This is a genomic window from Winogradskyella sp. MIT101101 (assembly GCF_047126865.1).
Taxonomy (GTDB): Bacteria; Bacteroidota; Bacteroidia; order Flavobacteriales; family Flavobacteriaceae; genus Winogradskyella; species Winogradskyella ouciana.
Genome location: NZ_CP138982.1, coordinates 1,077,827 through 1,091,326, shown reverse-complemented (window position 1 = coordinate 1,091,326; position 13,500 = coordinate 1,077,827). Strand labels below are relative to the sequence as shown.

The 13,500-nt window shown below is 31.3% G+C and carries 12 protein-coding genes; all 12 read left to right on the top strand.

From position 1 onward, the window contains the following. Positions 1–29: 29 nt before the first annotated feature. The 12 genes from SIB89_RS05095 (at position 30) to SIB89_RS05040 (ending at position 13,429) form a co-directional block, all read left to right on the top strand. Positions 30–920, top strand: a complete 891-nt coding sequence (locus tag SIB89_RS05095; protein WP_412561421.1) for a carbohydrate kinase family protein — start codon at positions 30–32, stop codon at positions 918–920. A 2-nt stretch (positions 921–922) separates the two neighbouring features. Beyond that, positions 923–1,945, top strand: a complete 1,023-nt coding sequence (locus tag SIB89_RS05090; RefSeq protein WP_412561420.1) for a LacI family DNA-binding transcriptional regulator — start codon at positions 923–925, stop codon at positions 1,943–1,945. 258 nt (positions 1,946–2,203) lie between these two features. Beyond that, the gene (locus SIB89_RS05085; RefSeq protein WP_412561419.1) at positions 2,204–3,058 is read left to right on the top strand and encodes an RteC domain-containing protein; all 855 of its coding nucleotides are present in this window, start codon (positions 2,204–2,206) and stop codon (positions 3,056–3,058) included. A gap of 258 nt (positions 3,059–3,316) precedes the next feature. Further along, positions 3,317–3,595, top strand: a complete 279-nt coding sequence (locus tag SIB89_RS05080; RefSeq protein WP_412561418.1) for a helix-turn-helix domain-containing protein — start codon at positions 3,317–3,319, stop codon at positions 3,593–3,595. Further along, positions 3,595–4,296, top strand: a complete 702-nt coding sequence (locus SIB89_RS05075) for a hypothetical protein (RefSeq protein WP_412561417.1) — start codon at positions 3,595–3,597, stop codon at positions 4,294–4,296. Before SIB89_RS05080 ends, SIB89_RS05075 begins: the two co-directional genes overlap by 1 nt. A 47-nt stretch (positions 4,297–4,343) precedes the next feature. After that, positions 4,344–5,006 carry an ATPase gene (locus SIB89_RS05070; protein WP_412561416.1) on the top strand — a complete coding sequence of 221 codons (663 nt, stop codon included), beginning with the start codon at positions 4,344–4,346 and terminating at the stop codon, positions 5,004–5,006. A gap of 253 nt (positions 5,007–5,259) precedes the next feature. Next, complete coding sequence (locus SIB89_RS05065) at positions 5,260–5,901, top strand: DUF6577 family protein (RefSeq protein ID WP_412561415.1); 642 nt, start codon at positions 5,260–5,262, stop codon at positions 5,899–5,901. A gap of 25 nt (positions 5,902–5,926) precedes the next feature. Continuing rightward, positions 5,927–7,288 carry a nucleotidyl transferase AbiEii/AbiGii toxin family protein gene (locus tag SIB89_RS05060; RefSeq protein WP_412561414.1) on the top strand — a complete coding sequence of 454 codons (1,362 nt, stop codon included), beginning with the start codon at positions 5,927–5,929 and terminating at the stop codon, positions 7,286–7,288. Between the two features lie 31 nt (positions 7,289–7,319). Next, a complete protein-coding gene (locus SIB89_RS05055) occupies positions 7,320–9,629 on the top strand; it encodes a sensor histidine kinase (RefSeq protein ID WP_412561413.1) in 2,310 nt (769 codons plus the stop codon). 2 nt (positions 9,630–9,631) lie between these two features. Beyond that, complete coding sequence (locus SIB89_RS05050) at positions 9,632–10,750, top strand: hypothetical protein (RefSeq protein WP_412561412.1); 1,119 nt, start codon at positions 9,632–9,634, stop codon at positions 10,748–10,750. Further along, positions 10,743–11,522, top strand: coding sequence for a hypothetical protein (locus tag SIB89_RS05045; RefSeq protein WP_412561411.1), 780 nt, complete (start codon positions 10,743–10,745; stop codon positions 11,520–11,522). The genes SIB89_RS05050 and SIB89_RS05045 overlap by 8 nt, the downstream gene beginning before the upstream one ends. Next, complete coding sequence (locus tag SIB89_RS05040) at positions 11,522–13,429, top strand: class I SAM-dependent DNA methyltransferase (protein ID WP_412561410.1); 1,908 nt, start codon at positions 11,522–11,524, stop codon at positions 13,427–13,429. The genes SIB89_RS05045 and SIB89_RS05040 overlap by 1 nt, the downstream gene beginning before the upstream one ends. Positions 13,430–13,500: the final 71 nt, after the last annotated feature.

The following is a 13,500-nucleotide window of genomic DNA, read 5'->3' as shown; positions in this document are numbered from 1 at the left end:
ATGACGGTTTTTCGATTAACTGATAAGATATGGGTTCAAAAATTGTTTGTTATGGTGAAGTATTGTGGGATGTGTTTCCTACACATGAAAAGATTGGTGGAGCTCCTTTAAATGTAGCTATCCGTTTAAAGTCTTTAAAAAATGAGATCAATATTATTAGCAAAATAGGTAATGACTCTAAAGGTGAAAATTTAGTTGCTTTCATTGAAGAAAAAGGTGTTGGGATTGAAGGAATACAGGTAGATAAACACCACAAGACAGGTAAAGTAACAGTAAAGTTGAATCAAAAGGGCTCAGCATCTTATGACATTAATTTTCCAAGAGCATGGGATAATATTGAGCCAACAGAAGAAGCTATAAAAATGGTTGAATCTTCAGATGCTTTTGTTTATGGGAGTTTGGTTGCCAGAAATAATACTTCAAAAGAAACTCTAATAGAGCTTTTAAATTATGCAAGCTATAAGATATTTGACGTTAATTTAAGACCACCATATTACACCCAAGAACTTTTAATTGAACTCATGAATAAAGCTGACTTCATAAAGTTTAATGACGATGAACTCTTTGAAATAAGTAAATATATTGGTTCAAAATACAACTCTATTGAGCAGAATATAAAATATGTTGCAGAGCAAACCAATACAAAGCACATCTGTGTTACCAAAGGAAGGCATGGTGCAGTTTTACTATATGATGATCAACTATATTATAATAGCGGTTACCTTATAAAAGTAGTTGATACTGTTGGCGCAGGCGACTCTTTTTTAGCCACTTTGATTAATTATCTTCTAAAAAAAGAAAATCCTCAAAAAGCAATAGATACAGCTTGTGCAGTTGGAGCATTAGTAGCCCAAAGTGAAGGAGCTAACCCAATTATTTCTCAAAGTGATATTGATAACTTTGTCAATCCTTATTTATAGTTATGCCAAGGAATATAACACTTAAAAATCTTGCAGAATTATTAAGTGTATCTATATCTACAGTATCTAAGGCATTAAATGATAGCCCGGAAATAAGTGAAAGGACTAAACAAAAAGTTTTAGAAGCTGCTAAAAGGTACAACTACAAACCTAACTATATTGCTCAAAGTCTAAAGAATAATACCACTAAGACAATAGGTGTTGTAATCCCTGATATACTTAATTATTTTTTTGTAAAAGCTTTGGTTGGTATAGAACAAGAAGCGCGTAAACATGGTTATAAGGTAGTGACATGCATATCTAATGAGTCATATAATACAGAGGTGGAAAACGTTAATACGCTCGCAAATGGTTCAGTTGATGGATTTTTAATTTCATTAAGTAATGAAACCCAACAAAAAAAAGATTATAGCCATATTAATGACATTATAATAAACAATAAAATTCCTCTAGTTTTATTTGACCGAGTAACAGATAAAGTTCAATGCGACCAAATTGTTTCTGATAATTATGATAGTGCTTTTTCAGCAACTGAATGTCTTATAAGATTAGGTTGTAAGAATATAGCACTATTTATTACAAAACTAAATTTGAGTGTAATTAACGAACGTATGGGAGGGTGTTTGGCTGCCCTAAAAAAGCATAATTTGTACAGAAAGGATTTAGTTGTTAATATTTGTAATACAGCAGAAAGTGAATTAGAAATAAAAGAATTTCTGAAAGAAAAAAAAGTAGATGCTATCTTCTCTCTTGATGAAGTGCTTGCTGTAAAGGTTACTAAGGTTGCAAAGCAAATGTGTATTAATATTCCTAAATCACTTAAAATTATAGGTTTTGCAGATGGTGAATTGTCAAAAGAATATTACCCATCCATTTCTGCGATTGATTTGCATGCTAAGGAAATCGGAAGTGCAGCAGTAAAACAATTAATAAGCAGACTAACTAAACCCTATGTGCCTAGTAATATAACAATTACTATTCCTTCAAAATTAGTCCATAGAAATTCGACAACTTCTGTAAAATAAAATATAAAGGAACTCAGGATTTAATTAATATCTGTTTTTAACTAGTTTATGCATATAAAAAATCTACGACAACAATACAGTTAATTTGAGTTTGTTGAAAATTAAACTGAAGACATTTTACTAATCAAGAATATTAATATTAAAAAATAAAAATGTCAAAATCAGTTAGTTATAATTTTATAACATCGCTTTACTCATTTGTATTTTGAAATAAATACCGTGTTATATAGTTTGATTGCTAAGTTCAAAAACCATCCTATGAAACACATAACCATAATCATAGATAAGTACAAAAAACAAGTAGAGCAAATAGAGCAGTCTAACCTAAGAAATCTCACAGTTTTAAATGATGGTCTAATCCTTTCGATTGACACATTAAACCAATTGCGAAAACAACTCAGATCAACGGACTGCTTTAAAAACCAGGAAGAAGAAATTCATTTCTTTAAGGTTGGTAAACCATTTATAAATAGTCGGATTAAATTCTTTTCAAAGGTGAGAAGATTTATTTCTGAGAAACCTACTGCTGGTATTTCAAAACAAATTGATTATGTAAGTGATATGATAGACAAACTCGAGAAGCATAAAATGCGAAATTTAGAATTCTTCCAATATACAAGGCATTGCAATACATCTTTAGATCATATTTATTTTGTTCGCGGAAACGATAAATTAGATTTTCCGGTAGATACATCACATTATTTTACTGATCCCGAATTTTCAACCAGTCATGATAATTTAGCTGCTCAAGTAATTAGCTATGATCTATTATCCAATTATTACCAATTAGAATTAAAGTCGTTAAGGAAACAAAACGAGAATATTATTATCGAAGAAATTAGCCCTGCAATTCTAAATGGATTATCCTGGACAGCATCAAAAACTGACTTAGTAGAATTAATTTATGCATTGCATAGTTCTCGAGCCATAAGAAACGGACAAGCTGAAATTAGTAAAATAGCAGAGGTATGTGCTACGTTGTTTGATATTAATCTCAACAATTTCTATAAAACCTATGCTGAAATCAAGAATAGAGAGAAGGACACTACAAAATTTTTAGACCTATTAAAAATTAGCCTTGAGAAACGTATAGACCTTGATAATGCTAAATAAAGGTATTAACTATGCTCATAAAATTACATTGTATAACTGTTAAATTATTTCGGTACTACCGAACCCATACCGAAGAAAACTAAGTAAATAATATCAGCTTTGTAGAACGAAAGTCAAATCAAGATTTAGCGCAGCAAATCGCAGATTCACGAACAACAATTTAATAAAATATAAAAGTTTGTGAGCTAAATCATATTAATAGCTGCCATTGATAACGAAAGTTTGATGTGGTAGCTATTTAACAAAACTCGTTTTACTATGGCAACAGAAATTATTACCACAGATGACCTTTACGAATTCAAAACACAATTATTTGGTGAGCTCAAAAAACTATTTACAGAAAACTCACAAGCAACACCTAAAAAATACCTCAAATCTGCTGAGGTTATGGAGATGCTTCAAGTAAGCCCAGGTACATTACAAAACTTAAGGATTAACGGAACGCTTCCTTATACTAAAATTGGAGGTATCATACTCTACGAGTATGAAGAAATCTTGCGAGTTCTTAAAGAAAATCGTGTAGAAAATAGTTGCTAATGAAAACTAATGTCACCTCGAGCGCAGTCGAGAGGTCTCAAGAGAAGCAAAAGGTAAACTACATATACCATCTCAATGCAGTATTTGCCTTGTTTTCTAAAGACAATAGACTCAATCCAACACACATCAGTTTATATCTAGCATTTTTTCAAATATGGAATTATAACCGCTTTCGAGATAGCTTCCACGTAAACCGTGAGGATGTAATGAAGCTATCTAAAATAGGCTCAAAGTCCACCTATCATAGATGCACGAAGGAGTTGCATAATTACAGTTATCTTATTTACAAACCATCTCATAATCCATTTAAAGGGTCTACGATAAAGATGCTCATATTCGAGACAACCTCTGGACAAGCTTTAGACTTAGCTATCCCAAATCAAGGACAAGCACTGGTACCTTCTAATAAACATATACAAACATTAGAAAACAGTTATAAACTACCAAAGCCTAAAAGTGAAAGGCAAGTTTTAGATTTTTTCAAAAAAGAAAACTGGCCAGAAATAGAAGCACAAAAATTCTACAACCATTATCAATCCATTGGATGGAAAATAGGCGGTAAAATAAAAATTGAAAATTGGCAAGCCTCCGCGAAAAATTGGATTCTAAAATCTGAAGAATTAAAAACAGAAAAGCAAGTGTCCCAGAATCAAGACAACCTTAAGACAAGTAAAAACAAAAACTATAATCAACCATTATAACTGTCATTGCGCAAAGTTCATGACATGGCAATCTTTTAAATAAATTTATGAACAACCCAAAACCGCATATTATAATCGAAAAAGGAGTCAAGTACAAACTAGGTGAACTAAAAGACAACAACATTTCATACGATTTCAAGAAGATATTAATTTATCTAGATGCAAAAGGGAAGCTATTATTTGGTAAAAATTTCAAGATTTATGAAGAAGATGAGGTAATCCTCTATAAGCTGTGCGTTTATTTTATAAGGGATTTTGAAGCTTGCGCAAAATTAAAAATAGATCCAAATAAGGGCATTTTATTGTCTGGTCCAGTTGGATGTGGTAAAACCAGCTTGATGAAATTATTAAGGCATATTGTACCTCATTATAAACCTTATGATGTGATTCCTGCCAGGAACATTACATTTTCATTCAATAACATAGGATACAAAACCATAGAAGAATATGGTAATATCGGGTTTTATTGTTTTGATGATTTGGGAGTAGAAACTACAGGTCGTCATTTCGGAAAAGATTGTAATGTAATGGGCGAAATTCTATTGTCTCGACATGATTTATTCTTAAAACGACAAATTAAAACTCATGCTACTACAAACTTAAACGCTCAAGAACTAGAAGAAAGATATGGCAATCGTGTGCGTTCACGTATGAGGGAAATGTTTAACCTTATAAGTTTTGATGCTAGTAGTAAAGATAAAAGAGGTTAAACATTCACGAGTTCCTTATTTTGTAGTATAAACAAGACGAGTAACTATTTAATTTGATTGCTTTTGGGGAAAATTCACGAGATAAGAGAAAATAATAACTGCAATTTCAATTAAACTTCGGCAAAAAATATGTAATTTGCCAAAGTTTAATTAATGCAAAAATACTCTGGATAGTTTATTCATAAATAAAATACAGTCTTATTTTAAAGATAAGCCAACAATTGCAAAAGACAAGCTAGTTAAGCGGATTCTTATGGATTTTCCTGATTTTAAAATCAGTACTATTAATGTGTACTTGTCACGTTTAAAAAAGTATGGAATAATTAGTAACCCGTCAAGAGGAATTTATGCTATAAAAGACAAAAAGTCTCACAAGCCAATTATCGACATTAAACTAAAACGCCTGTTCAATAAAATAAAAAAGGATTATCCATTTGCTGAGTTTTGTATTTGGGATACAAAATGGCTTAATGAGTTTATGAGACATCAACCGTTTAAATTCTATATAATTATAGAAATTGATAAAGATGTTACTGAATCTGTTTTCTACACACTCAAAGAGAGTGGAAAACAAGTTTTTATTGAGCCAGATTCAGAGACTTTCGACTTATACATAAGCAATAGCAATGATGTAATCATATTAAAGCATTTAGTCTCAGAAGCGCCACTTCATCAAATGGACAAAATTACTATCCCAACGTTAGAGAAGCTATTGGTAGATATGACAATTGATACAAAAGTATATGCCGCACAACAGGGAGAAATAGAATTGATTTATGCTAATGCATTTAAAAAATATGAGATAAATAAAAATAAAATGAAGCGTTATGCATATAGACGTAATAGAGAAAATGAAGTGAAGAATTTAACCGATTTAACTTTGGCAAAAAATTAAATAATTTGCCAATACTTAATTAATAATGATAGAATCAATAACATATCATCCAGATTGGATTCATGAAGTCAGAGGAACTTTAGGTAAAAAGAAATTTGACCCTAAATTAATTGAGAAGGTTGTATATGCATTAATATTTCTGGAACAATTAAAGTTAAATGACTTAGAATTTATCTTTAAAGGTGGTACGGCATTATTATTAGCAACTAAAGTTCCTAAACGGTTTTCAATTGATATAGACATTATAACAGAGCAATCCCAAAAGGAAATTGAAACCATTTTAGAAAAAATAAAAGAAGAAAGCGTATTTACACATTGGGAAGATGACAATGACAGAAAGCATACGCCTGATGCGCCAATAGGCCATTTTAAAATGTATTACACAAGTAGTATAGATGATAGTGTAGAACCTATTCTATTAGACTTGCTTTATACACCAAATCCGTATCCAGAACTAATGGAAATTCCAATTGCTCACGATTGGATTAAAACATCGGGTAAAGTAGTAACGGTGCAAATGCCAACATTTGATGCTGTATTGGGAGATAAACTTACTGCCTTTGCGCCTAAAACTACAGGAATACTTTATAGTAAGAACAGGCCAGTTGAGATAATTAAACAGTTATTTGATGTAGCATTTTTGTCGGATAATATCACAGATCTGAATGTGGTAAAGAACAGCTTCAATAAAGTAGTTAATGAAGAAATTAAGTTCAGAAAATTAGAGGAATCACCTATTCATGTTTTACAAGACACACAAGAAGCTTGTTATATATTATCTTCCAGGGATGTGAAATCTGAAGAGTTTCAGCATTTGCAATTGGGTATTAGCAATTTTGTAAACTTTACAATTTCAAGATTTAATATTGAAGAAGCAATTACTGCAGCGTCAAAAGTCGCCTATCTAGCTGAAGTTTTAAAGTATGACAGTATATCAATCTTAGAAAAATTTGAAGACCCATTACAGGTTAAAGATTGGGTAATTGAAAACCAAAAGTTCAATAAATTAAATAAACTCAAGAAAAGTAATCCAGAGGCATTTTTCTACTGGTTCAAAGCGATTTCAATATTTTTAAAAAATAATGTTGTGTTTACAGACGCTGAGGCCAAAGCATATTTAACAGCAATCGATTTTTACAGGAGCAGAGAAGGAAGTTATTCTGGCGAAGATCCATTGCTAGTTGTAAAGGACAAGCTAAAAAGTAGTGACAATTTTATAAACTACGATGCTGAAGAAACAGCATTAATGTTGGAGGTAGTTAATGAGAATATAACTTATCTGGACGATTATATATATGAAGGGCTACCGCAAGAGCAGGCTATAAGTAATAAGCAAGCTATACTGGAGCCTTTATTTACTATTAGGAAAAAGATAAAAAGTCTATAGAATCATGGATGAAAAAAGCATAAGAAATCAGTTGGCACTCGTATTGGCTAATGAACCTAGTAACTATGATAAGATACTAGAGCTTTCATCAAAGTTAGCGAGTTTCGATAAGGATTATGTTCGCTTTAGTGTTGACGCCGGTGTTATCAATAGATTGGGTACGGAGTTAGTCGGAAAAAAAGAAACCGCGGTATCGGAGCTAGTTAAAAATGCATACGATGCCGATGCTGTAACAGTTAAATTAATTTTTGAAAACTCAGATAACGAAGGTGGTACTCTTAGGATAGAAGATGATGGTACTGGTATGTCAAGAGATGAACTCGTTAATGGGTTTATGAAAATATCCTCAACAGATAAAGTACATAATCCTATTTCGCCAAAATATAAAAGAAACAGGGCAGGTAGAAAAGGTATAGGTCGTTTTGCTGTTCAACGATTAGGAAAAAGACTTACCATAATTACAAAAAAAGAAAATTCTAATCAAACAATTCAATTGTCCATTGATTGGGATAAGTACCAAGGCGATAAAGATCTTCAAACAATTTCTAATAAGGTCGAGTTAATTGATAAAAAAGATTTTCATGGTACTACTTTGATCATTGATGAATTAAAAGATAGTTGGACTAAAGCAAGTATAGAAAGAATTTATAGATATGTTTCAGCATTGATCCAACCATTTCCACTATCCAAAGAACGCATTAAACAAGAGGAGGAAAGAAATGAGACAACATTAGACCCTGGTTTTAAAGCAGAGTTATTTAAAAAAGAAGGTGACGAGATAACAACTATTGCAGACGAACAATCTATGATTTTTAGGTATGCGGCTGCAGTAATTGAAGGATATGTAGATAATGAAGGTAATAGCGTTATATCAGTTGAAAGCAAAAAATTGAATATTTCTGAAGTTATACAGTTAGGGGCAATAAAAGATAAACCTGAATTAAAATATAAAAAGTTACGTAATGTAAATTTTAAAGCATATTACTTCTTGTATTTGAAGGAGTATATACCATCACAACAGATAAAGAAAATTAGTGATTTAGCACAACACTCAGGAGGAATTAGATTGTATCGCAATGGATTTAGGGTATTACCTTATGGTGAGTTTGGTGATGATTGGTTGGAATTAGATGAGTCTGTAAAAAAGAGAGGACTTCTACCGGTACATAGTAATACCAATTTTTTTGGATTCGTAGAGGTATATGATAGAGCTGGAATTGAATTTGAAGAGACGTCTAGTAGAGAAGGATTACTTGAGACACAGAGCTTTGAGGAATTACGAGATTTTGTTTATAGAGGAATTACTACGGGAGTTGTAAAAGTTTCTCAAAAACGAAATGTAAAGATTACTACTAATCAAAAAAATTGGGAACGAAAGTATGAGAGACCTGTAGAGAGGTTAAAAGATTTAAAAGATGATTTAGAAAAAGAATCTGAAAGAACTCAAATAGAAAATTATAGTGGTAAAACAAAAGATGATATAAAAGCAGAGTTAGACGAAAAATCAAATAAAATTAAAGATGCTGTTAAATCCATTGATGAAGTAATTACACTTCAAGAAGAAAAAGACGAGAGCCAGCTTAAAGAGATAAGTGTATTGAGGATTTTAGGTAGTTTGGGTCTCAGTATAGGTATATATACACATGAGATTAGGCAGTATATAGCAACCATATTGGCAACAGTAAAAATCCTAGCTAAAAAGTTTCCAGATGATAAGACTTATCAAGATAGAATAACAAGACTAAAAGACAATGTCAAAACATTACATACATATACGTCTTATTTTGATAAAACAGTTTCAGAAAATGTCACAAGAGAGCTTGCGCCCCAAGAACTTCCTGTAGTAGTTGGTCAGTTTTTCAACGTAATATCATTAGACAATACTAAAAAGAAAACAAAAATATTGCCAATAGTAACCAAAGGGGATGATTTATACACAATTCCGATGCATTCATCTGAATGGGCTACTATCCTTTATAATTTATATACAAACGCCCTGAAAGCAATAAAAAGAGCAGAACCTGAACAAGGTCAAATATTAATGGAAATAGGAAGAGATGACGGTTTGATATATTTAGAATTCAATGATAATGGAGATGGGATTCCTGAAGATAAGCGTGAAGAAATTTTTGATGCTTTCTATACAACATCAACATCGTCGGGTCATTTTGCGGATGAAGATGATGAATTGTTGGGTACAGGTTTAGGATTAAAAATAGTCAAGGATATGATTGACGCATATAATGGTAATATTGAAGTTGTAGACCCAGAAAAAGGTTTTAAAACTTGCATTAGAATAGAAATACCAGAAGCAACAGAAGAAGATTTAGAAAATATATAATTATGAAGTATTTATATCTTGATGATGAGGATGTACAACAAACGAAGGATATCATAGAACTTTTGATGTCAGAATGTGAAGATTTGGAAGTGAAGTGGGCAGAACCAAAATCTTTTGGTGATGAAATAAAAAGACTTAAATCTGAAGAATATGATGGTTTAATATTCGATTTGCGTCTAGATCAAAAATCTGATGCAGAATACAGAGCATTTACTTTAGCTCAAGAAATAAGAACACGAGCTACTGAAGGTAGTATGAAAGATATTCCAATAGTAGTTTGTTCTACTGATAGAAAACTTAAGGAATCTTATAATAAGGATAGTTCTGGACAGGATTTATTTGATAGAAAGTATTTAAAAACGGATGATTTAGTTGAAAACTCAGAAGTCGTAGCTAAAGAGCTTTTTTCATTAGCCAAAGGATATATTGCAATTAGAAATACAAGGTCTGGATTTAAAGGTAATAGTGCTCAGAAATTAGACGAATTTTTATCTCTAAAAGCTTCAGAGGTTGAATTTTTGGATAGTAGGTTTTTAGATTATTTCGGCAATCAAAGAGGGCATTTACCAATCCATGAGTATGCTCGATTCTTTCTCAAGGAATTGATTTTGAAACCTGGAATTTTAATCGATGAGAAAATTTTATGTGCTCGCTTAGGAGTATCAGAGGACTCTGAAGATTATGCGTCATTAATCGACAAATTTAAAACATATAAATACAAAGGACCTTTTTCCGATTGTTGGGAAAGATGGTGGTGGCCTTTATTGAATAATTGGTTCAAGGAGAAAACAAAAGAAAATTTGTCTTTTTTAAATGCTGCTGAGAGAGTAGAATTCATAAAGAAAATGACAAAATTAGATAAGTTAATTCCAGCAAAACCTTTAGAAAGAAGTTATAGTACCAAGTATTGGACAATATGTCAATTATACAAAAAACCACTAGACCCTTATTTAGACGGTGTCATTCTTGAAGACAATGATGATCCTTTGCCGTGGCAGGAAAAAAAATATATGTCACTCAAAGCTTCAATTGATCTTAATAGTAAAGTTTTAGGATTAAATCCTGACCCTGTTGAAAAGGAAAGAATTAAGACTTATAAAAAACTAAAGTCGAATGGGTAAAATAGCAGTTAGACAAACTAGGTCAAAAATCTCAAAAAAATTAAAAGAGTTTGGTAGAGTCCTATTAGAATCCCAAATAATTACTAGCGCTAATAAAATCAACGAGGCAGCCAATAATTGTTTAGATTTTGTTCCCGAAATTAAAGGCATTAAATATGACAGAAAAAATTCATGGGGATATGAGGTTTCGGATTTACAAATTCGGTTTTCTTCCTCTGATATTGAAGCTGATATTTTTCCTGTAGAATCTACAATCAGTTCAATTACTGTATCTTCAAAAGTAATAGGAAGAATTTGTAGAGATGATTATGCAGAAGATCCGCTATATCATATAGAGTTTAATTTGGTGGTGAAAGGATTAACAAAGAAAGGTGAACCATTAGTAGCTAGTTGGCATTTAGATAGACATCCTGATGATAGCCCTACTGAAGCTGTACACCCAGTTTATCATTTTCAATATGGTGGTAGAAAACTGACAATACCTAATGATAATTATGGTAATCATTTAGTATTGGATATGCCCAGAATTATGCACCCACCACTTGATTTAATTCTTGGTGTTGATTTTGTACTTTCAAACTTTTTAGGTAGTACTAGAATTTCTTTGTGTGCTGAAAGACCTTATGTTAATTCTGTTGCAGAGCTTCAATACCTCATATGGAGACCTTATGTGTGTTCGCTTGCTAGATACTGGCCAACATATGGTACCGATAGTTCACGGTATGAGTGGAAAAGTGATTCAATTTATCCCCAATTATTGAAATCAATCTAATGCTAAAGAATAAGATCTTAAATTTTTTAAAGGATTTTTCAACTGAGCCTTTTGATATAAATAGTTTATTGGTTTCTAGTTATATCGTTGTGAACAATATTGATGTCACAAAAAATATATTAATAAAAAAATATTTGATTTCTAGTAGCAACCCTAACTACCCAAAGCTTTTTGAATTTATAGAACTAGTTAAATTAGAAAATCAAAATTTATCACTTGAAGATTTAATTCTATTATTTGAATTTGTAATCTCACCAAGTGATAAAATGGTAAATGGTGCAGTCTATACACCCAAGTATATTAGAGAATTTATCATATTAAACTCAATTAATGATAGAGCTAATATTGATGATGCAACAGCCTGTGATGTTGCATGTGGCTGCGGAGGTTTCTTGTATGAGTTTGCTTTGAAACTGAATGATAAATCGAATAAACCCTTTATTCAGATTATAGAAGAAAATTTATACGGTATAGATATTCAGGCTTATAGTATAGAAAGAACAAAAATTCTATTATCGCTTCTTGCACTATCAAATGGAGAAGATGTAAAAAAAATAAATTTCAATCTGTTTATTGGGGATTCTCTTGAGTTTGATTGGTTTGAAAAATCACTTAAAATAAGTGAGTGTAACGGATTTGATTATGTATTTAGTAACCCACCATATGTAAGCTCTTCCAATTTAGATGAAAACACAAAAAGTTTAATGAAAAATTGGTCTGTTGCATCAACAGGAAAATTAGATTTATATATTCCTTTTTTTGAAATTGGTCTAAAGTGGTTAAATGAAGGTGGTATTTTGGGTTATATTACAGTAAACAATTTTTATAGAAGTTTAAATGGGAGAGCTTTGAGAAAGTATTTTTCTGAAAGCAGTTTCAAATTCTCATTAATAGATTTTGGTAATGAGCAAGTTTTTAAATCCAGACTAACTTACACTTGTATCTGTCAGATAGAAAAGTCAGAAGGACTATTGTCATATACTTACTCATCGCCAAATAAAATTAATTCTTTAAAAGAATCAGATTTTGTTGATTTCAAGTATTCTGATTTAAATGATTTTGATGGGTGGCATCTTGATAATATTAAAGTCCAGCTTAATTTAAAAAGATTAGAAGGTTCTGGTAAAAGCCTTGGTGAATTATTTGATATCAGAAATGGTTTTGCTACTCTAAGAAATAAAATTTATGTTTTTAAACCGATAGATGAAGATGATGAATATTACTACTTCGAAAAAGATTCTAAATCTTACAGAGTTGAGAGGACTATCTGTAGAGATACGATAAAAGCTAACATCCTGAAAACAGAAACTGATCTAGTTGAATTTAATGAAAAACTCATTTTTCCTTATACCTTAACAGATGAGCAGAGCAATGATTTATTTATCGAGCAATTAAATCGTTCAGTCAATATTATTCCAGAGAAAATCTTTGAAGAAGATTACCCAATGGCTTGTAATTATCTTAATGATTACAGGGAAGAATTAGGTAAGCGAGATAAAGGTCAAAGAAATTACGAAACTTGGTATGCGTTCGGTAGAAGTCAAGCATTAAATGTCATTGGTTTAAAATTGCTTTTTCCATATATGTCTGATAACCCTTATTTTGTGTACACAGAGAACAGGGATTTATTGTTTTACAATGGATATGCTTTGGTTTCTAATTCAGAAGAGGCTTTAAAATTTGTTCAAAAAATATTAATGTCTGATGTGTTCTGGTATTATATTAAGCACACAAGTAAGCCTTATTCTAGTAACTATTATGCGTTAGCAAAAAATTACATTAAGAACTTTAGTATTCCGGCATTTACCGTTTCAGAGAAGAATTATTTTATGAGGTTAAAAAGAAAAAGTTCTATTAATAAATATTTACTTAACAAGTATAACATTACTGATATTGATTTAAAGTAATAGCCCTCACTTCCAGCACATACTCATTCTTTCGTTATGCGAAAAGCTACACTCACTCAATCGTAAGAGCT

What these genes read in the sequence shown, in the direction of transcription:
- SIB89_RS05050 (WP_412561412.1), top strand. Translation starts at nt 9,632, where the DNA reads ATGAAGTATTTATATCTTGATGATGAGGATGTACAACAAACGAAGGAT.
- SIB89_RS05065 (WP_412561415.1), top strand. Translation starts at nt 5,260, where the DNA reads ATGGATTTTCCTGATTTTAAAATCAGTACTATTAATGTGTACTTGTCA.
- SIB89_RS05080 (WP_412561418.1), top strand. Translation starts at nt 3,317, where the DNA reads ATGGCAACAGAAATTATTACCACAGATGACCTTTACGAATTCAAAACA.
- SIB89_RS05085 (WP_412561419.1), top strand. Translation starts at nt 2,204, where the DNA reads ATGAAACACATAACCATAATCATAGATAAGTACAAAAAACAAGTAGAG.
- SIB89_RS05045 (WP_412561411.1), top strand. Translation starts at nt 10,743, where the DNA reads ATGGGTAAAATAGCAGTTAGACAAACTAGGTCAAAAATCTCAAAAAAA.
- SIB89_RS05070 (WP_412561416.1), top strand. Translation starts at nt 4,344, where the DNA reads ATGAACAACCCAAAACCGCATATTATAATCGAAAAAGGAGTCAAGTAC.
- SIB89_RS05095 (WP_412561421.1), top strand. Translation starts at nt 30, where the DNA reads ATGGGTTCAAAAATTGTTTGTTATGGTGAAGTATTGTGGGATGTGTTT.
- SIB89_RS05060 (WP_412561414.1), top strand. Translation starts at nt 5,927, where the DNA reads ATGATAGAATCAATAACATATCATCCAGATTGGATTCATGAAGTCAGA.
- SIB89_RS05090 (WP_412561420.1), top strand. Translation starts at nt 923, where the DNA reads ATGCCAAGGAATATAACACTTAAAAATCTTGCAGAATTATTAAGTGTA.
- SIB89_RS05040 (WP_412561410.1), top strand. Translation starts at nt 11,522, where the DNA reads ATGCTAAAGAATAAGATCTTAAATTTTTTAAAGGATTTTTCAACTGAG.
- SIB89_RS05075 (WP_412561417.1), top strand. Translation starts at nt 3,595, where the DNA reads ATGAAAACTAATGTCACCTCGAGCGCAGTCGAGAGGTCTCAAGAGAAG.